The 18,464-nt window shown below is 41.3% G+C and carries 21 protein-coding genes and 1 riboswitch; of the genes, 11 read left to right on the top strand and 10 right to left on the bottom strand.

All coding sequences use genetic code 11. The features are described from left to right. Positions 1-17: 17 nt before the first annotated feature. On the bottom strand, positions 18-938 hold the full coding sequence (locus tag NQ117_RS18040; protein ID WP_258279392.1) for a DMT family transporter: 921 nt from the start codon (positions 936-938) through the stop codon (positions 18-20). A 139-nt stretch (positions 939-1,077) separates the two neighbouring features. Further along, positions 1,078-1,222: riboswitch (FMN riboswitch) on the bottom strand. A 303-nt stretch (positions 1,223-1,525) separates the two neighbouring features. On the opposite strand from NQ117_RS18040, the gene NQ117_RS18035 reads away from it, so the two are divergent. Next, the gene (locus NQ117_RS18035; protein WP_258279391.1) at positions 1,526-2,314 is read left to right on the top strand and encodes a polysaccharide deacetylase family protein; all 789 of its coding nucleotides are present in this window, start codon (positions 1,526-1,528) and stop codon (positions 2,312-2,314) included. A 73-nt stretch (positions 2,315-2,387) separates the two neighbouring features. Then, the gene (pdaA, locus tag NQ117_RS18030) at positions 2,388-3,200 is read left to right on the top strand and encodes a delta-lactam-biosynthetic de-N-acetylase (protein ID WP_258279390.1); all 813 of its coding nucleotides are present in this window, start codon (positions 2,388-2,390) and stop codon (positions 3,198-3,200) included. A gap of 77 nt (positions 3,201-3,277) precedes the next feature. Here the strand turns inward: pdaA and NQ117_RS18025 are convergent, their stop codons facing one another. The 4 genes from NQ117_RS18025 to infC all read right to left on the bottom strand — a co-directional run bounded on the left by NQ117_RS18025 (position 3,278) and on the right by infC (position 6,840). Further along, positions 3,278-4,168: a metallophosphoesterase gene (locus tag NQ117_RS18025; RefSeq protein WP_258279389.1), complete on the bottom strand. Its 891-nt coding sequence runs from the start codon at positions 4,166-4,168 to the stop codon at positions 3,278-3,280. 173 nt (positions 4,169-4,341) lie between these two features. Further along, positions 4,342-5,601, bottom strand: a complete 1,260-nt coding sequence (locus NQ117_RS18020) for a sensor histidine kinase (RefSeq protein WP_258279388.1) — start codon at positions 5,599-5,601, stop codon at positions 4,342-4,344. 118 nt (positions 5,602-5,719) lie between these two features. Beyond that, the gene (locus NQ117_RS18015) at positions 5,720-6,367 is read right to left on the bottom strand and encodes a response regulator transcription factor (RefSeq protein WP_258279387.1); all 648 of its coding nucleotides are present in this window, start codon (positions 6,365-6,367) and stop codon (positions 5,720-5,722) included. Beyond that, positions 6,364-6,840, bottom strand: a complete 477-nt coding sequence (infC, locus tag NQ117_RS18010; protein WP_258279386.1) for a translation initiation factor IF-3 — start codon at positions 6,838-6,840, stop codon at positions 6,364-6,366. Before infC ends, NQ117_RS18015 begins: the two co-directional genes overlap by 4 nt. 66 nt (positions 6,841-6,906) lie before the next feature. Between infC and NQ117_RS18005 the strand changes: the two genes are divergently transcribed. Both NQ117_RS18005 and NQ117_RS18000 read left to right on the top strand, forming a co-directional pair. Then, the gene (locus NQ117_RS18005; protein ID WP_258279385.1) at positions 6,907-7,212 is read left to right on the top strand and encodes a hypothetical protein; all 306 of its coding nucleotides are present in this window, start codon (positions 6,907-6,909) and stop codon (positions 7,210-7,212) included. A gap of 142 nt (positions 7,213-7,354) precedes the next feature. Further along, complete coding sequence (locus NQ117_RS18000; RefSeq protein WP_258279384.1) at positions 7,355-7,519, top strand: hypothetical protein; 165 nt, start codon at positions 7,355-7,357, stop codon at positions 7,517-7,519. 315 nt (positions 7,520-7,834) lie between these two features. Here the strand turns inward: NQ117_RS18000 and NQ117_RS17995 are convergent, their stop codons facing one another. After that, positions 7,835-9,466: a Na/Pi cotransporter family protein gene (locus NQ117_RS17995; RefSeq protein ID WP_258279383.1), complete on the bottom strand. Its 1,632-nt coding sequence runs from the start codon at positions 9,464-9,466 to the stop codon at positions 7,835-7,837. Between the two features lie 340 nt (positions 9,467-9,806). Between NQ117_RS17995 and NQ117_RS17990 the strand changes: the two genes are divergently transcribed. After that, positions 9,807-10,445: a metal-dependent hydrolase gene (locus NQ117_RS17990; RefSeq protein ID WP_258279382.1), complete on the top strand. Its 639-nt coding sequence runs from the start codon at positions 9,807-9,809 to the stop codon at positions 10,443-10,445. Positions 10,446-10,800: 355 nt separating this feature from the next. Continuing rightward, positions 10,801-11,130 (top strand): hypothetical protein, encoded by a 330-nt coding sequence (locus NQ117_RS17985; RefSeq protein ID WP_258279381.1) that lies wholly within the window; start codon positions 10,801-10,803, stop codon positions 11,128-11,130. A gap of 310 nt (positions 11,131-11,440) precedes the next feature. Here the strand turns inward: NQ117_RS17985 and NQ117_RS17980 are convergent, their stop codons facing one another. Both NQ117_RS17980 and NQ117_RS17975 read right to left on the bottom strand, forming a co-directional pair. Beyond that, complete coding sequence (locus tag NQ117_RS17980; protein WP_258279380.1) at positions 11,441-12,241, bottom strand: aminoglycoside adenylyltransferase domain-containing protein; 801 nt, start codon at positions 12,239-12,241, stop codon at positions 11,441-11,443. Positions 12,242-12,389: 148 nt separating this feature from the next. Beyond that, on the bottom strand, positions 12,390-13,097 hold the full coding sequence (locus tag NQ117_RS17975) for a DsbA family oxidoreductase (protein ID WP_258279379.1): 708 nt from the start codon (positions 13,095-13,097) through the stop codon (positions 12,390-12,392). A gap of 189 nt (positions 13,098-13,286) precedes the next feature. Between NQ117_RS17975 and NQ117_RS17970 the strand changes: the two genes are divergently transcribed. Genes NQ117_RS17970 through NQ117_RS17960 form a run of 3 tightly spaced genes read left to right on the top strand, consistent with a single transcriptional unit; the run spans position 13,287 to position 14,526 of the window. After that, positions 13,287-13,817, top strand: a complete 531-nt coding sequence (locus NQ117_RS17970) for a TetR/AcrR family transcriptional regulator (protein ID WP_258279378.1) — start codon at positions 13,287-13,289, stop codon at positions 13,815-13,817. Next, positions 13,811-14,131, top strand: coding sequence for a DMT family transporter (locus NQ117_RS17965; protein ID WP_258279455.1), 321 nt, complete (start codon positions 13,811-13,813; stop codon positions 14,129-14,131). The genes NQ117_RS17970 and NQ117_RS17965 overlap by 7 nt, the downstream gene beginning before the upstream one ends. Positions 14,132-14,157: 26 nt before the next feature. Next, positions 14,158-14,526, top strand: a complete 369-nt coding sequence (locus tag NQ117_RS17960) for a DMT family transporter (RefSeq protein ID WP_258279377.1) — start codon at positions 14,158-14,160, stop codon at positions 14,524-14,526. 220 nt (positions 14,527-14,746) lie between these two features. Here NQ117_RS17960 and NQ117_RS17955 read toward each other — a convergent pair whose 3' ends face one another. Further along, entirely contained in the window at positions 14,747-15,508 is a 762-nt protein-coding gene (locus tag NQ117_RS17955) for an ANT(4')-I family aminoglycoside nucleotidyltransferase (RefSeq protein ID WP_258279376.1), read from the bottom strand. Between the two features lie 466 nt (positions 15,509-15,974). Further along, complete coding sequence (locus tag NQ117_RS17950) at positions 15,975-17,150, bottom strand: dicarboxylate/amino acid:cation symporter (RefSeq protein ID WP_258279375.1); 1,176 nt, start codon at positions 17,148-17,150, stop codon at positions 15,975-15,977. Positions 17,151-17,633: 483 nt separating this feature from the next. Between NQ117_RS17950 and NQ117_RS17945 the strand changes: the two genes are divergently transcribed. Together NQ117_RS17945 and NQ117_RS17940 are read left to right on the top strand one after the other, a co-directional pair. Then, positions 17,634-17,801 carry a hypothetical protein gene (locus NQ117_RS17945; protein ID WP_258279374.1) on the top strand — a complete coding sequence of 56 codons (168 nt, stop codon included), beginning with the start codon at positions 17,634-17,636 and terminating at the stop codon, positions 17,799-17,801. 99 nt (positions 17,802-17,900) lie between these two features. After that, positions 17,901-18,449, top strand: a complete 549-nt coding sequence (locus tag NQ117_RS17940; protein ID WP_258279373.1) for a stage II sporulation protein M — start codon at positions 17,901-17,903, stop codon at positions 18,447-18,449. The last annotated feature ends 15 nt before the right edge of the window (positions 18,450-18,464 follow it).

Genomic DNA, 18,464 nt, shown 5'->3' with positions numbered 1-18,464 from the left:
TCACGTCAATGGCTTTCCTACTGCTGTCTGGACACATAGAATAATGCAACCCAAATGAGAACAAAGCCTGTTAATTGTGCAATTGTAACCACTTGATTGAAAACAATCCAGTTCATCATCATCCCTACAAGGGGGAATGACAGCTCTGCTAGCGTAGCGTAGGATGCCTTTGTTTCGGACAAGCCTCGGTAGTACAGTAAAATACTGAATAACCCTAGCAGTACCGCTTGCAAAATAATATAAAATGTAATCGATCCGTACTCACTAGGCGGCACGCTCCAACTCGCATTCTCAGACCAAGTAAAGACGAACAATAATGGAAGTGCCAGTAAAAATCTTAATGCCGTAACCGTTTCATATTGCATTTTATCAAGCATGAATCGCCCCATAACCGTCGATCCACCCCATAGCAATGCAGCTCCCAATGCCAGCAAACTGCTCATACCTACGACATCATTCATCGTACCTTGTGGCAATGACCATCCGAATGTAAGTAAATACGTGCCGATAAGTGCTACAGCTAATAAATAACCAAATCGATTCGGCAGCTTCTCCTTCAGAAGAAAGCGTGCTAGTATAACGGCAAATAACGGTTGCAGTTTCTGTAACAGAAGTACAGTGTTCACATTTCCTGTTGCAAATGCTTCTGTGAACATAATGGTTGCCATTACAGAGCCTCCCCAAGAAACGAAGAGCAAAGCACCCCAATGTTTCCAATTGGCCCCTTTTAACTCTGCACGATGTTTCCACACGATAGGTGCAGCAAACACCAACAATACGAGATGTTCCAATAATACGATTTGTGTGGATGTTAAATACTCCAACACAAGTACACGGAACAGCGGTCCTAATCCCCAAAATGCGGCCCCAAGTGCAACGAGCCACACCCCTTTGCTTGAGAATGTACTCCGCTGATCAGCCAATGCATGCGTGTCCATATTCAATAACCTCCTGGGTCGTTGAATATAGGATCTTAGCTGAAAAGGACAAACATCGCTTATCTGTCATTGGATGACTCGATATAAGCTGATCTCAACAATAGACCTAAAATATTCAATTGGTCATGCGAAACGCTTATGCGATCTTCTCCCATCCGGACTTTAACCGTCGGCCTTGGATTCACACCAAGTCAGTCCCTACGTAAACGCAGGGAGTCGCGGGCTTGAGCTATCGAACAGCTTTTACCGCCGGTAAGGAATTTCACCTTGCCCTGAAGATCCATATTCAATACGAATATATAGTAGCTTATTTTTTCTCCGTTAAGCTCTATCCACTATTATAACGAATTATTTTCATTTTGGGAATGATTCGTTTTATTGCATTTTCTGCCTAAGAAACAATTACGACCTCCATTATTTTGGACCAACCCATTTCATGTTAATACGTTGATAGATGCTGTTCTCAACTCATTTACCATCATCATCCAGATTAAATGACTACTAGTGGTCACACAATAGATGGAGAATTCAAGCAACCCATTACGTTCTTGGTGTTCAAATACTTAATCAAACATAAGGTGATACGTATGCGCAAACAATCAGGCTACTGGCTCCTTCTCGTATTTTGTTTCATAATTGCCACCCAAACAGCATTTTCAGCTCCTGCAAAAAGAAGTCGGCAAGAATATGAACAACAAGGTTCAATCATATGGGAGGCAAAGACAGAACATAAAATGATGGCACTTACGTTCGATGATGGTCCGGACCCAAGACAAACAGTGGCCATATTGGATATTTTGAAGCGATATGACGTAAAAAGTACGTTCTTCGTCATTGGCAAACGCGTAACCAAATATCCTCAGCTCGCCAAAAGAATTGTAGAAGATGGACACGAAATGGCCAATCATACGTACAATCACGTATATTTCAATCGCAAGTCATCTCCCAATCTGATCCTTAAAGAAATCCAGATGACGCAGCAAGCCATTCAAACCGCGACTGGACAAACACCTACTTTGTTCCGACCACCAGGCGGTAATTATAACGACCTTATCGTTGATACGAGCAAACAGCAGGGGTTGAAATGTATTATGTGGTCGTGGCACCAAGATACGAGAGACTGGGATTTACCTGGTATTAACAAAATTAAAAACAAGGTATTAAACAATGCGCGAAATGGCGATATTGTTCTGTTCCACGATTATGTACATGGGCGCACCCAGACTCCACAAGCACTTGAATTAATTTTGCCTGAATTAAAACGAAGAGGCTATCAATTTGTAACGGTATCTGAATTAATTAAACACTCGGATCCACAGCGAAAAGTTCACCAAAAGCGCCAAGAAGGAAGAGAACGAAAACAGCCACGTTTATGAATCAAATACAGGCAATATACAAATAGTAATACAATAACCGCACATAACAGGAATTTATCGTAAGGAGTTACCTATGCTAAAACGTTATTTTGCAGCTCTCTTGGCAATTGCCATCTTGACTGTTCCATACGGACTATCTGTACAAGCAGCTGCCTACAGCCCGACTTTCCATTTTGGATTCAAAAAGAGCAAGAACGGCCAGCTACCTTCCATTGATGAGGAAGGGTTTAAAAGCGTTATTGAAAAGCATGGCTCCATTTTTCTTGGAAACACTCGCTCGAAAACGCTCTATCTCACTTTCGATAACGGCTATGAAAATGGATTAACCTCCAATATACTTGATACGTTGAAATCCAAAAAAGTACCTGCCATTTTCTTCGTGACAGGCCATTATATTGATACGCAACCTGACTTGCTAAAACGCATGATCGCAGAAGGTCATCTCATTGGTAACCATTCCTGGAGCCATCCTGATATGACCACGATTTCTGACGCAAAACTTACCGAAGAATTGGAGAAAGTTAAAACGGCAGTATCTGCTGTGACGGGTCAGAAGCAAATGCGTTATCTTCGTCCCCCTCGTGGAATATTTAACGAACGCTCACTTGCGCTTAGTCACAAACTTGGATACACCAATGTATTTTGGTCCATCGCTTATAAAGATTGGGATGTCAATCAACAGCGCGGGGGCCAGTATGCATACGATAATGTCGTTCGACAACTGCATCCAGGAGCCGTACTTCTGCTCCACTCTATATCCAAAGATAATGCAGCAGCCCTTGGCAGAATTATCGACGAAGCTCACAGACAAGGATATGAATTCGCAAGTTTAGACCATTTGATGGCACCTCCCCAGCTGCCAATTGCTCCAGCACCTGCAAAGTGATACTTGTACGCGCAGGATCATAATTACAATTTTCAGCCTAGCCGCCTCTTGCTTTTGTGCAGGAGGCATTTGCCTTCTTAGGAATCTCCCTTTCTAACTAATGTTATCTTGGTCAATTCAGGTGCATTCATAAATCGGATCGGCAGCCGAGTTGTCCCAATGCCGCGATTCACATAAAGCTGCATCGGTTTATTTCCATCACGGATCATATACCTTCCCTCTACATAGGTTACTGCTAATGGCGGTGTATAAATAGGCTTCGACCATGGCGTTTGCACTTGACCACCATGACTATGTCCAGATAGCTGCAAATCTACTGGATAATTAGCAATTTCATCTGCCAAATCAGGCTGATGCACAACTGCAATGTTAAAGTCCTCTGCTCGCAGTTGGCTAAGCGTATTCGGGATATCTGGATTACCTAGCATGGCATCATCAAGTCCAGCTAATACTATTTTCTCTCCATTAGGTAACACGATAGGATGCGTTTCATTCATCAGCACTTCAAATCCTGCTTCTTTTAAATACCGTTCATACTTGCGACTTCCGCCTCCACCGCGATCGTGGTTGCCATAGACGGCATATTTACCTAAATGAGCTTTCATTTGGCCAAGCAATTGCTGTGCCTCGTCCCGTTTCGCGCCGTACTTGCTGTAATGATCGAACAAATCTCCTGTGAAAATAATCAAATCAGGATGTAATTGATTTACTCGGTCAACCAGTTTCTTTAGATTTTCGTTATCATAATATTCACCTATATGTGTATCTGAGAAATGAACGATTGTCATATCATCAAACGAAGGTGGAATATACTCACTTGCAATGTTAATATCCTTTACTCTTAACATCTTCGGCTCTATGTAAGTTGAATAGGCTAACAAGGTTAATAACAGTATAAATACTATTCCTGCGGCTACTGCAACTCGACGAATTAATTTATAATCATGATGCCGTTTATTTACATGCAACTCCCTCACCTCAAAAGTAATGATACGCTTGCTTTGTTACACCAATATGACATATTACAGAAACAAAAGTAGTATACAAAAAGGCAGCCCTACGGCTGCCTAAACTTTTTTGTCCAACTTATTCCATTTAAGTTCTAGGTTCTAGCTTCACAGCTGATACAACTGAAACAAGCTCACCCGCTAGAGAACTCGACCTCAAAATAAAAATCGATGTCATTATTGATCGTTCTAACACCAAAGTCTGATTGATGCTTCAACAAAATCGTTTTGACGATAGATAACCCTAGTCCTGTCCCGCTTAACTGTTTGTTGCGCGACTGTTCCACCACATAAAAGGGTTCCCATAGAAAATCCAATTGTTTTTCATCTATAGGCCCAACTCCATTTTTGATGGAGCAGTGTATCAGATTGCCTTGTCGTGCCAAAGTAATATCTATTCGTCGATTGGTTGTGTAACTTATTGCATTACGTATCAAATTGCTCCACACGATCATCATCTTCGTTTTATCTGCTAAGACCATATACGCAGCGTCCTTATCATCATGCATCGTCAGCTCTATTCCTTGCTGTTGAAGCGTCAGTTTATACGTATCAACCACCTGAGCAACTAGCTCTCTCATATCAAACGAAGCAACTGCATAGGGCTCGACTTGCAGTCTCGACAGCTCTAGAAGCGTTTCCACCATCGTCGTCATATCATCCGCTTGCTTCTCAATCACTTCCAAATAGCTGCCGTCATCATAACCATCTCTCATTCCAGCAGCGTAAGCCTTGATCAAAGCAATCGGCGTCTTAAGTTCATGAGACACATCAGAAATAAAGCCTTGAAGATTCTGGTTGCGAATCGCCAACTCTTGATGTGCTTGCTGCAACTTGTCGCTCATTTCATTTACACTATGGGCAAGTGACTCCACTTCATCTCCGGTCTTGATTTCTACTTTACGAAAATGTAAGTTAGCGATATCTTCCGTTGCACGCTTTAGCTGATCAAGTGGACGCAGCAGCCGGTTCGAGAACAAGCCGACAAGTACCAGCGTCAAGACCAACGCAACGAGCAAAATCCAAGTATGGAATTGGTTCGCCATCATTATCGTTTCTGTTGCATGTGCAATCGAATCCGCAACTGCAAAGACGATATCGTCTTTCATCACAAATGAGACGAACACTCTCGATTTGAGTTTCTCCTGATCATATAACTTGTTAACATGCGTCCCGCTCTTCAGCTTCTCCATACTCTCTTCTGTAATCCAGAACTTACTCATAGCGATACCACGACTGTTGAATTTATCACGCAGTGTTCCGTTAAGATCGTTAACACTGCCATCGTGACGCGCAAATACAATCGTTACATTATGTTTGTAAGAAAGCTGCTCTGCTTCTGCAGTCAAGCTGCTTGCAGACATTGTATCTAATTGCTGCATAATTTCAGCCATATTAGACTTTTTCTCATGCAAGAAATAAGTGGGCAGAAGATACGTATTTGCCAAAAAAGTCAGCACATAAACAAATGCAATTATGCATGAGATAGTAAGAAATAGCTTGCGGCCAATTTTATTCATGGTTATGTTCAAAACTGTATCCAAGTCCTCTATGGGTTACAATCCACTCTTCACCGATTTTCTCTCTCAGCCTGCGAATATGTGTATCTACAGTTCGATCTTCGCCAACATAATCAATGCCCCACACTTGATCCAGCAATACCTCTCGGGTAAGGACACGTCCTCGATTGTTCATAAAACACTTCAGCAGTTGAAATTCCTTCTTCGTTACGTGCAAATCTTTGCCTGCTTTCCATACTTTATGACCTTCCCTATCGATAACTAAATCTCCAATTCGAGCTTGTCCGTCTATTTGCAGCAGCTTCTTAGCTCGTATAAGCAATACACGCGGATCAAAAGGCTTTTTCACATAATCATCTGCTCCCGCTTCCAACGCTTGGAGTTCTGCTTCGTGATCGCCTTTTGCGGTTAACATCAATACTTTTATTTGACCCCGTCGCTTCATCTCTTTACACGCTTGAATACCGCTCATAATCGGCATCATCCAATCCAGTACCGCCAGATCAATGGAGTGATGTTCAATAATTTCAAGCGCTTCTTCCCCATTTTTGGCCGTATGCACTTGAAATCCTGCTTGCTCAAAATATACTTGGATCAACTTCACCATTTGCCATTCATCATCTGCGACTAAAATATTCATGCAACTGGGTTCAACTGTACAGCTGCCTGCTTACCACTTAATTGAATGCCCGATTGTTTCACACCCACGGCTGCCAAATCACGCAACAGCTCTTCAAGCAACTTCTTCGCCTTTTCGCCTTCCTTGCCCGAAATACGAACGACGAGAAGAACGGCATCCCCAGCTCGTAAAATACGTTCTGCCTGCTGCTTCTTAGTCTCGTAATCATGCTCTTCAATTTGAGGAGTTAGGCGGATCTCTTTCACTTTTGCATTCTGCTCGCGTTTACGAGCTTGTTGTGCTTCTTCCTTTGCCGCTCCAGCACGTACCAGCTTACACGGAGGTGGGCTGCTCATCATCGATGTACAAACGAGATCAACTTTCAACCTCTTCGCCATTGCCAGCGCCTCTGATGTTGGTACAATCCCGAGATCTTCTCCATCTATACCAGTCAATTGAACCTCAGCAGCTTTAATCTTGTTATTGATAATCATTGTATACCACCTGCTCCTTCGTTATAATGAATGAACCCATATTACCTTCTGTAAGGAGATTTATCAATGAACACGAAAGAAATGGAAGAACAAATTATCCGCACCTATCAACAGGAAGAGAACATGATGATTCTTATTTTTGCGCAATGGTGCATCAATAACAATCTTGATCCTGTGGCGCTCTATCAAAAAGCCTACCCGAAACAAGTAGACAACCATTTGCTCCAGCAAGCAATGGAATTGACCGTATCCAAGGAAGAGGCAGGAGATATTCTCGATGATACCGTACTCGCAATTCTCTCTCTATTCGGAAATGAGGACCTTGCTTTTGTTGTAACGGAAGAGATACAAGCGCGTTCTGATAAGAAATAACACTGAGTCTTCCGCAGTGAAAAAACTAGAGCTGATAGGTTTCGTTGGTTCTAGTGAATCCATACCTCTTAATAAAAAGCCCTTTAACAAGGGCTTTTTTATTTGGGACAAAAGTTCAAAAATACTGAGGAGTGATAGGTTTATGAAAAAAACGATCATCAGTCTTGCAGCTTTTGCTCTTTTGACTTCTGCCGTCCCAGCTCTTGCACAGCAAATCCAACAGGCCCCTGCTCTTACTACATCTACTAAAGCACAAAACAGTGTGACACCCCCTACACTTAGCTATATCACATCTCAAATAAATTAGGATTAAATCCCAAGTGCGGAAGGTTATCAAATTATCGTTTTCAACTTAATGAACGGTAATAGCGTAGCCCAAACTACAGTACCAGCGAGTACTACGAATTATACCGTTCAATTAACTGAAAATCATAATCATTTAATAATTCTCCATGCTCTTAAGCAAGAGGGAGTTGTAGTGGCTGCTGGAGGATATCAAGCCCTCCCTGTAACTCCAAGTCATAGTACCATTACAATTCACTTGCAATAGTACACCAAACTATTTTAGGCAAAATGAAAAAGCGTCGATCACCTCATTTGACTAGTGATCGACGCTTTTCATCTATTTCTTCAATAACTCTTCTTCATGAATAACGAATTGAGCAATATTTTTACTATGGTCTCCAACACGCTCAAGATTACTGAGGATATCGAGATACACGGCTCCAGAACTGCCTGAGCATTGATTTTGATTTAGGCGCTGAATATGATTTTTACGGAATTTCTTCTCCATCTCATCAAGTTCACGCTCATATTCCAATACCTGCTGCGCAGCTTGAGCATCCGTGTGCTCCAAGGAGAACAATGCCCGCTCCACTGTCTTATCTGTAAGTGTAGTCATCTCTTTTAACTCAGCCCCAGCTTCGCTGGACAAATCTACTTTCTTATTAATGCTAAATTCAGACAATTCCGCAATGTTCTCTGCGTGATCGCCAATTCGTTCGATATCATTTATCAATTGGAACCAGCCAGATGCTTTCTCCGACTGCCCTTCAGACAGTCCATTCTGCTGATTGATTCTCACCATATAGTCCGTAATTTTACGGTTCAACTCGTTAATAAGCGCTTCTTTCTGCAAGGCAAGCTCGCCAACTTTAGCATCCTTAGTGAAGAAGTAAGTAGAAGCGTCATTCAATGTCTCGCGTGCAAATTGACCCATACGCAAAATTTCATGCTGTGCTTGGCCAAATGCTACCGCTGGAGTTGCTAGCAATCTTTCGTCCAAATAAATCGCTTTGAACTCAATCTCTTGTACTTTTCCTGGGATGACTTTCGTTACAAGCCATGCCAAAACCGGAATGAACGGCAGGAAGAGCAATGCGTTGGTCGTGTTGAACATTCCATGCGCATATGCGATCTGCATACGGATGTTCACCCCTTCTCCAAGCCACAGCACAATACTGTGTACAAGCGGAAGCAGCAGCATGAAAATAATCGAGCCCACAACGTTGAAAATGACATGCACGAGTGCCGTACGCTTTGCGACTACGGTAGCACCGATGGAAGCAAGAACAGCAGTAACCGTCGTTCCGATATTATCACCAAACAGGATCGGAAGTGCACCCATTAAACTAATCATGCCTTCGTCAGCGATAGTTTGCAAAATACCAATCGTTGCACTGGAGCTTTGTACAATAAGTGTAAATACAGTACCTACTAATAGCGCAAGAACCGGTTGATCTTGCAGCTGAATCATAAAATCAGTAAAAGCAGGAAGCTTGCTAAGCGGCTTAACGCCACTGCCCATCGTGGACAATCCTAAGAATAGTGTACCGAAGCCAAAAATAACTTGGCCTATGTACTGAAGCTTCTTCTTAGTGAAAAAGAACAAGAATATCGCACCTACTGCGATAATAGGCAGCGCATAGTCATCAATTTTAATGCCAACGATAAACGCTGTCATCGTTGTACCGATGTTCGCACCAATAATAACACCAATGGCTTGTCTTAATGTCATAAGACCTGCATTCACTAAGCCAATTGCCATTACAGTCGTACCTGACGAAGATTGAATCAGCACCGTAACTCCAACACCAACCAACAATCCAAGTACCGGGTTCGATGTATATTTCTCTAACAAACCCCGCATTTTATCCCCTGCTGATTTTTGCAAACCGTCGGACATATACTTAATCCCGAACAGGAATAAACCCAATCCACCTACAAATTTAAAAATAATGTCTTGCCAATCCAAGGATGATCCTCCTCTAATCTAGTAGTTAGGCACTTTCTTCCCTTTAACAATTTATCATATTAAAGCAAAAATTTGTTGAATTATTTCGAAAGTTTTCAAACCTATTATTTCCTTTCAATAGAAAAATTTTGATTGTAATCACAACACTTCATTACCCTAGTTGGTCAATCAGCACAATAACATTCTATTATCAATGATTTCCCCACTACATTTCTTCTACATTCAAATATGACAACTAAACCCATTGTTTACAATCCCAAATATATGTATAATAAATACAAACATACGTTTGGTTATTCAATAATCAAATCCGTGTAATACATAAGTAGTAGGAGGAAGTATGAAAGGAACTACCCATTTGGCAATTGGCGTCACGATCGGCATGGGAGCTGCTGCTTATTTTCCATTCTCCTTTAAGAGTGCGGGCTTATACGTAGCCATATCGGCATTTTCTGCTCTCAGTGCAGATCTAGATGGACCAAGTATCCTAAGCAAGCGGATTGGACAATTATCACGTTGGATTCGCGAATCGATCGTATGGCTTGGCGCTGTACTCGTTGCTGGTCTTGGTTATCAATATGTGATAAACGAGCATGTAAATATGGAATGGGCTATGTGCGCATTTATTATTTTCTTACTTGGTTTCGTCACTAAGGAAGGTATTATTCGCAATTCCATCGTCAGCCTAATTGGGGCTGTATTAATGTTCATCGGTTGGCAGAGCCACATGTATTGGCTTATTGGATTCGGACTGTTTGTGGCTTGGGCACCTTGGCTTAGCCATCGAGGATTAACGCATACAATATGGGCGGTCATCTTCTGGGGAATGATTGGCTATGGATTAGAACAGCAGCTTCAAGTTGAAGGTATTATGGCTGTAGCTGTGCTCGGATATGTATCTCATTTAGTGGCTGATACGTTAACCCCACGAGGAGTAAAGTGGTTCTATCCATTGTATAAGAAGTCGATTCGATTATAACCTCATTACAAATAGTCGTTCTTGAGATCACCATGTCGAGCGTGGTAGTTGACCGATAACTGCACGCTCGATTTTTTTATACGAATGACACCTTCCTCCAACTCCTTCCATCGCCTACATTTCGATATTAATCTAGTTGCCATCATAATCCTATATACATATTTTCATATTAATCATTTAATATCACACAAAAATGTCAAAAAAACTTACAACTTTTATATAAAAATAGCGAAACTTTTTAAAACTCACTTCCGTTATGGAAAAAGTTAGTTATAATAGGCTTTAGATTACACAAATAAGACACGAGCTGAGATACGATCAGCTGACGATGTCTAAAAAGGAGTAGGAGTAAGAAATGCATATGCAAACATTGCCGTCTTGGGTGTGGATGGTCTATTACAGCTTTTTATTTATCACCCTAGTAACAACTGTCATTAGTATTATTCGTAAGAAAAACACCTTTTTCTCCATTATTGTGGCTGCTGTCACCATGTTAGTACCCGCCGTATCGCTGATTAACAACATCGGAAGAGATGGAAATGAATTTGAGTATTGGTTTGAACAATTACAGGAAGGACAAATGTGGTCGATTTTCGTTACCATAGGGTATGTCATTATCGTTATCTGGCTGCTGACATTTTCCTTTAATAAACAACAATCCAGCAGTGATAAGTCATCCGAATAAAAAAACGAGCAGCACACGCTAGCCGCACGTCCGTGAACTAACTTATCCAGTATATACTCCGAAATCACCTCGCTTGCTCACTTTGCGAGACTACCGCTTCTTGTAAAACTCATAAATACGAGGTACCTATCGATTGCTTCCTAATCAGCTAACACAGGATGTATAGGGTCAACCGAATGAAATGCATCTGTTGTCCCTACTTGCGTCCTACCGCTATAGAATGTGTCCACCATACGGACCATACTACCATCCACTCTATCGAAGTAAACCTCTTGCTACTAGGAAAGCTTCATTTCACCTTGATCGCTGCTCACTTATGTAAATAGGTTTGCGAACTTCGAACAATCATCGAACGAAGAAAAGTTTGAGTCTGTTTAGCCCGATTCCATCGCGCCCAAATAGAAAGAGACTTGCGGTGTCCCTCACGTATCGCAATGGATTCCAGCAGCAATGGATGCCATTCCTCCGGAAGCTCGTTCAGCACATGCCTTACAGCCTTAACTTTAGGAGCAACTTGTTGATGTTCTAGACTGAACATAATCCTGCACATCGTACATACAGCGTCCGCACGAATGCCATCCTGCAAAAACGGCAGACTGTTGTTGGATCTACGCTTCCAATAATGATTGAGGTTATAATCCAATGTCTGCACAACATCATCCCAGCAAAGATCGATGAGCAGTTCCTTACACTCAGGCCCATAGATCGTAATGCCATGTTGTTTCAATGTCCACCATGTCACTGCATTTAGATCCCATTTCCCTTTTCGTACCTTTCCATCCGTGACATACAAATAAGGTGGAACATTGTCATTTTGTTTGCCTAGATAACGAATAGGAATGAACATGCCGTCCATCCGTTTCGCTAAAGGATTAGCCGATACTAGCGATTGATGAATGTGGGTGATCGTTTGTATGGTAGACTCTGTTGGATCAGTATGTAATAGTACTACAATATCAATGTCACTGTTTATAGGGTCATATGCATCTAGTGCAATCGATCCGTATAAATAGATGCCGTAGATTTGATTAGGAAGCTCGATAAGTAGCTGCTGCCGAAATGCCTGGAGCAGCGTTTCTACTTCACGGGGTAGATTCGTTGTCAGACCCATTCTATCACTCCTATTTTCCAATCTTATATCATCTAGTCCATAGAAGAATCACAATTCGGACTACTAATCAATCGAACAATCATTGCATGCACAAAAAAAGTATCCTATTCCCACTGAAGTGGCAACAGGATACTTTTTATTATATTCGCTATACAGAGCAAGTTCCATCGACACATCCCGAACCAGCGGCATCCTCGTTAGTCGACACTTCTTCAGATTGTTCACGATGCTGCCACGCATACTGCAGCGCCTCTGTAAAATGTTCACTCGACTGTGCACCAGTAACCGCGAGTTTGCCATCCACTAAGAAATAAGGAACACCGCGGACGCCCATCGCTTGTGCACGCTGTTCTTCTGCCAGCACTTCTTGTACGTATGCATCTGATTCCCACAACTGTGTTACTTCAACACGATCAAGGCCAATTTCAACGGCCAAATCTGTTAACACGTCACGATTACCAACATGTTGAGATTCCGTAAATGCGGCGAAGAACAATCGTTCTGTCATTTGAGCCCCTTTGCCTTTATCCGAAGCATAACGAGTAAGTCGATGAGCATCACGAGTGTTGGTGTTTATCATCTTGTCAAAGTTAAACGTAAGACCAACAGTCGAAGCTTGCGCTGCAACCTGATTTTGCATCGCACTTGCTTGCTCAATGCTCATGCTGTATTTTGCAGCCAACATTTCTACTACACGTTGGTTCAAATCACGGGGCGCATGTGGATCCAACTCAAAACTGCGATACGTCAGCTCCACTTGATCTCGATGCTCAAATTGCTGCAGCGCCGTTTCCAATCGTTTCTTCCCAATATAACAAAATGGGCACATATAGTCCGACCAAATTTCGATTTTCATTTTAAACCCTCCCATCATCATGTTTCTTTAAAGTATCACACTATTAATATGAAAGCAACTATACTGACGTAACTGAAATCACGTTCATATACTTCACCTTGCATCGTAACACAGTTGAATCTTCATAACCTACAAACTATAATGTTGATTAGTAAACCGTCCAGACGGTATAGTAAGGTGGTTGCGAACATGTCCAAACGCGAACAGATTTTGAATGCAGCTTCTCAGGTTATCGCCTCCAAAGGGGCGAATCAATTGACACTTGATGCTGTAGCAGCTGAAGCTGGTGTTAGCAAAGGTGGTTTGCTGTATCATTTTCACAATAAAGACGAATTAATAAAGGGATTGAACATCCATGTCATTGCATGCTTCCGGAAGATGATTGAAGCCGAGTTGGAATCCGCTATCCCGTACAGCCAGGCCTACTTACAAGCAACGATGAAAGCGTCCGCAGATCCCGACTTTCTGCTCGTCAACTCTAGTCTGATAGCGACCGTCTCGAACAATGCAGAGCTTTTAAATTTGTGGGCCGAAGAATATGAGCGTTTTCATCAAGCTTGGGAACAAGAAGGTTTGTCCAAAGAGAAATCTGTCGTGCTTCGCACCTTATGTGATGGATTGTGGTTCTCATCCATGTTCCAGCTCTGTCCTGTTGCTGAGGAGGACCACCAGATCGTGTTCGATTATATGATGAAATTACTGAGGGAGGAACCATCGTAATGCCTTATGTTTTATTGCTTTTTTCGATTGTATTTGAAGTATTCGGATCCTTTATGCTGAAGCTATCCAACGGATTTACACGGGGACTGCCTGTCGCAGGTGTAGTTGTCGGTTATGGGCTTTGTTTCTATTTGCTTTCTAACGTACTTCAGTTTCTGCCATTGGGTCCGGTATATGCAACTTGGAGTGGACTTGGGACGATTTTAACTGTACTCGTTGGTGTTCTTTTCTTCAAAGAGCGAATCAACCGCACAGGTATTATCGGTATCCTTCTGCTTGTAATAGGTCTTGTTCTGTTAAATATGACAAAATAACGCTATCCACATAAGGAGTTCGATTTATGAAAGGTATATTTTTCTTATCCTTATCTATTATCACAGAAGCCGTAGGTACTGTGATGCTGAAACTTTCTAATGGCTTTACGGCCATTTATCCTACGCTCGGCTTTGCTATCTGTTATCTCGCAGCATTCACTTTCTTAAGTTTCTCGTTAAAAACGATACCGCTATCTTCTGCCTATGCAACATGGTCAGGGATCGGCACCGCATTAGCAGTCATACTCGGCATTATTTTCTTCCAAGAAGAAATTAGCATGCTGAAGATTGTTGCCCTACTGCTGGTCGTTGTCGGTATTATGATGCTGAACAAAGGCACAACAAGAAGTGATCAAGGCTCCGAAACAGCGGATACCACATCCAAAGCGGTCTAAGTCTTGTAGTGAAACAAGGATTTGTTAGTTCTTCGCCAAGCTTCCCTACATATAAAACATATTCATAGGGAAGCTTGTAGAACCTTGTTATTTTGAAAATATAGAAAAAAACAACTCGTGGGAAATCCCTAGAGCTGTTTTGATTTTCGTTATAGATTTATAAATTTCATTGCATTCTGTTTTAGTTATATTTGTTTCCTTAAAAATAGATTTATTTTGATTATACAGGCAAATCACTTGAACATTTTATCATGTAGTCATGGCTGGCTGACCAATTTAATAAACTCTCCCAATATTTTTCGCATGAATTAATAATTTGTTTTGAGTCAGAAAGATCTCCCGACATCACCATTTTGCAGAGCTCGTCAAATCCATCAGGTTTATCAGTAAAAGACATGGCCTCGGGTAATACTTGAGCTGATGTTGTAAAATATCGTTTGTTGTGTAATCCTAAAATCATCGCACCTGTAGTTGATATTTTCATCGCCAATGTAGGTAAGAATGTTTTGGGACCTTGAAATTCTATATTTCTTAATTTCCCAATGTATTCATACATTTCCTCGACTAATGTTTTACAAATGGCCTCTTTGAAAAAGCTATTTTCTACCGAACCAGCTTTTTGTCTTAACTCTTGGAAAAATTCATCAGGATCATAAATTGGAGATATATTGAAGAATTGTCCATGTGTAAGCGGCCAATCTTCCTCAACTGTGGTAGCCTCTTCTATAATATCTTTTACGCAATCCATGTTTACCTCTGCCTTCCAATCTCCTGATGTCCATTCATAGCTATAGCCCTCTTCTAAAGCATTTAAAATACATTTAATTTCAATATCAGAAAAGGGACCATCTGTTTTTCTAGCTAAAGAGCCATAGATCCCAATAGCTTTAACGTTTGAACCATATTTTATTAATACTTGATTTGCTATCGTATAAGCAATTTCCATTCTTTCTTCTCTTGTCACTTTTCTTGGGCCAATCATATATCATTTCTCCTTTTTAAATAAAATGATGAATGGGATAATATATGAATGGTCAAGGAGGATCACGCGCTTAACGAGGAATTTTATCTGCTGTCATTTACTAACACCTCACAATAATAGTAAGTATACTTTATTTACTTTCATAAAGCTTACACACCATTCAACTAAAAGACTTGTATATAAGAGATTTTGGCTGTTTTGACTTACAGAATATTCATGATAAAGACGCGCACTAGGTTTATTTGTGATGCATATCTTTATTGTGGCGGTAGAATTTTCAAACTATCACACTCACATATACTTTCTTAGCCCCTTAGCTTGATGGCGATGTGGAATCTCCCCCTAGCAACAAGCATTGTCAGGGGGAAGAGCTACTTACAATATCCCAAACCCCTCTTTCCATATAAAAAATCTAGTTACCATGCAAAACCTGCACCATAACTAGATAATAGTCGCTATATCAATGTTAACTTGCAGATAACTTATTCTTTTTCTTAAAGTAATGAATAATTTGTGCAATTGCACCGTCACCCGTAACGTTGGTAGCTGTACCGAAGCTATCTTGTGCGATATACAACGCAATCGCCAAGCTAATCATCGCATCATCAAAACCGAGCATCGTTGTAAATAGACCCAACGCAGCCATTACCCCACCGCCCGGTACACTTGGGGCCGCAATCATCGTGATGCCAAGCATCAAAATGAACGGTACCATTACCTCAAGCGACAGTGTATGTCCATTTAACAGCAAGATGGCTGCTGACACCGACGTCAACGTAATGGTCGAGCCTGTAATATGAATCGTTGCGCATAGCGGAACAACAAAGTCTGCAACTTCCTCATCTGTACCAAGCTCTTTTACCTGCTTCAATGTCACCGGAATCGTCGCTGCTGACGATTGCGTGCCTAGTGCTGTAAAGTATGCTGGCACCATTGTACGCAGCATGCGGAACGGATTACGTCTATTTAATACCCCTGCAACAGAAAATTGCAAGATCAGAATAACCAAGTGCAGCACTAGAATAATCACAAACACTTTAACGAACACCTGTAAAATCATCGCCACTTCGCCTGCTTGCGTCATATTCATAAAAATACCCGCAATATGGACTGGCAGTAGCGGTACAATAATCGTGGAAATGACTTTACCAACGATGTCTTTCAATTCAAGCGATATTTTCATCAATCCATCGGCCTGTACAACTGTAATCCCAATCCCAATCAGGAAAGCAAGCAGCAAAGCGGTCATAATATCAAATACAGGTGGCATTCCAATGTCAAAATAACTCTCCAACAGCTTTTGTCCCATACCATGATTCGTTTGATCAACATTAGACGCATTGAGAAACTTCGGAAATGTCGAATAAGCCACGAAATAAGCCAGGAAGCCTGCAACTATTGTAGACATATAGACTACACCTGCCGTTAACCCGACTAACTTACCCGCTCCACGACCCAACTCCCCTATACCTGGAATAATAAATCCAATAATAATAAGTGGAATAATGAAGCTCAGGAAGTTACCAAATACTTTGTTAAAGGTAACAAAAATGCGAATAATCCAGTCCGGTGCGACAAGTCCAAGTCCAATTCCGAGGGCTATAGCAATAATAATGCGCATAAAAAGTCCAATTCGTTTCATCGCTGTATCTCCTTAGCATGTTCTATCCATGGAAAAATCATCACTTTGTCCTCTGTAAAAAGACACTTGTTCTCTTATTGAGAACAAAAATGATATTAGCATAAATCCACGGAAATTTCATTTACAATTTAAGGGGATTGTTTTTCCCACTATGGACGACAACCTACATATCAAATAGGATTCAATCATGACTATTTAAGCCAGCTTTTCCCCCTATCACTATAATTCTGTCCTGTATGGGTGGCCGCATTAACTTATCGCCGCACTCTATTCATAGCAAATTCGCTATTTTTTCTCGTCGATATCTATTCTCCTTTTCGTCCGAATGTTGCTTGAACGCAGATATTCAGGGTTGCCGATACTTGTCCAATATGACATAGACGACATATCCAAATCTATGGGACGAGCTGCTCAAGTTTGGAACCAATCTGATAGAGTCCTCATAGATTGGTGTTAGTTCAAGAGAAAAGGAGGTGCAAAACTATGATGATGGATGTTGCACAATTACTAGGTGTTGATCTTTCGGTAGCACTTGAAATTATCCGTAACCTAATCGATACAGGTATCCTTCCCCCACAGCTCGAGCCAATTAGAGGACTTCTCGAGACTCTTATTAATCTTGGATTAATCGATACTGCTGTAGCGCTGTAATACCCTATACGAGTACACCTGATAGATTTAGGTGTACTTTTATTTATGTCTATTTATGTAATTCAAAATTATCAAACACATCATGAGGTGAAAAACAGCATGAAAATCAACCTAAAGCAAGTATGGCAAGAAGAAAAGAAACGCTTTATTTTAGCTGCCTTGTTTCTATTAGCGGGGCTTTTACTTGGAATTACTTTGGGCAACTATGTCGATATTGATCCAAAAACGTACTATAATCCACAGTACCCCGAGTGGTATACGCTAGCGTTTAATAATATCGTGACGGGACTCATTATTGCTGCTAGCGGCATTTTACTATCCATTCCTACGATTATGTTTTTGTTATTCAACGGGATCATGATCGGGTTTGTTTCCGTCTTAGCCACATCCTTTAGCTCCGTCGAAACGATTTTGGCAGGCTTGCTGCCCCATGGAATATTAGAAATTCCTGCCTTGCTAATTGCAGGCGCAATCGGTTTGAAGCCGCTAGTCTGGGCAGCGCGCTTCATTAAACTTAAGCAGCGTGTTAACTGGAAACAAGAAGCAACCAGAATTGGCTTATTGTTAGCTATCATGACGATTCTACTCATAGGTGCGAGTTTCATTGAGGCATATGTGACACCGAATATTATGGATTGGACTCGATAACTGCAACAAAAAAAG

The organism is Paenibacillus sp. SC116, from assembly GCF_024733555.1.
Taxonomy (GTDB): Bacteria; Bacillota; Bacilli; order Paenibacillales; family Paenibacillaceae; genus Paenibacillus_B.
This window is presented reverse-complemented; position numbering and strand designations above follow the sequence as displayed.

Coding starts and splice junctions, on each gene's coding strand:
- NQ117_RS17980 (WP_258279380.1), bottom strand. CDS start 12,241: ATGGGTCTGACAACGAATCTACCCCGTGAAGTAGAAACGCTGCTCCAG.
- NQ117_RS17955 (WP_258279376.1), bottom strand. CDS start 15,508: ATGATTGGCCCAAGAAAAGTGACAAGAGAAGAAAGAATGGAAATTGCT.
- NQ117_RS17940 (WP_258279373.1), top strand. CDS start 17,901: ATGAAAATCAACCTAAAGCAAGTATGGCAAGAAGAAAAGAAACGCTTT.
- NQ117_RS17950 (WP_258279375.1), bottom strand. CDS start 17,150: ATGAAACGAATTGGACTTTTTATGCGCATTATTATTGCTATAGCCCTC.
- NQ117_RS18040 (WP_258279392.1), bottom strand. CDS start 938: ATGGACACGCATGCATTGGCTGATCAGCGGAGTACATTCTCAAGCAAA.
- infC (WP_258279386.1), bottom strand. CDS start 6,840: ATGATTATCAATAACAAGATTAAAGCTGCTGAGGTTCAATTGACTGGT.
- NQ117_RS17970 (WP_258279378.1), top strand. CDS start 13,287: ATGTCCAAACGCGAACAGATTTTGAATGCAGCTTCTCAGGTTATCGCC.
- NQ117_RS18020 (WP_258279388.1), bottom strand. CDS start 5,601: ATGGCTGAAATTATGCAGCAATTAGATACAATGTCTGCAAGCAGCTTG.
- NQ117_RS17960 (WP_258279377.1), top strand. CDS start 14,158: ATGAAAGGTATATTTTTCTTATCCTTATCTATTATCACAGAAGCCGTA.
- pdaA (WP_258279390.1), top strand. CDS start 2,388: ATGCTAAAACGTTATTTTGCAGCTCTCTTGGCAATTGCCATCTTGACT.
- NQ117_RS17945 (WP_258279374.1), top strand. CDS start 17,634: ATGATGATGGATGTTGCACAATTACTAGGTGTTGATCTTTCGGTAGCA.
- NQ117_RS18035 (WP_258279391.1), top strand. CDS start 1,526: ATGCGCAAACAATCAGGCTACTGGCTCCTTCTCGTATTTTGTTTCATA.
- NQ117_RS18000 (WP_258279384.1), top strand. CDS start 7,355: ATGAAAAAAACGATCATCAGTCTTGCAGCTTTTGCTCTTTTGACTTCT.
- NQ117_RS17985 (WP_258279381.1), top strand. CDS start 10,801: ATGCATATGCAAACATTGCCGTCTTGGGTGTGGATGGTCTATTACAGC.
- NQ117_RS17990 (WP_258279382.1), top strand. CDS start 9,807: ATGAAAGGAACTACCCATTTGGCAATTGGCGTCACGATCGGCATGGGA.
- NQ117_RS17975 (WP_258279379.1), bottom strand. CDS start 13,097: ATGAAAATCGAAATTTGGTCGGACTATATGTGCCCATTTTGTTATATT.
- NQ117_RS18015 (WP_258279387.1), bottom strand. CDS start 6,367: ATGAATATTTTAGTCGCAGATGATGAATGGCAAATGGTGAAGTTGATC.
- NQ117_RS18005 (WP_258279385.1), top strand. CDS start 6,907: ATGAACACGAAAGAAATGGAAGAACAAATTATCCGCACCTATCAACAG.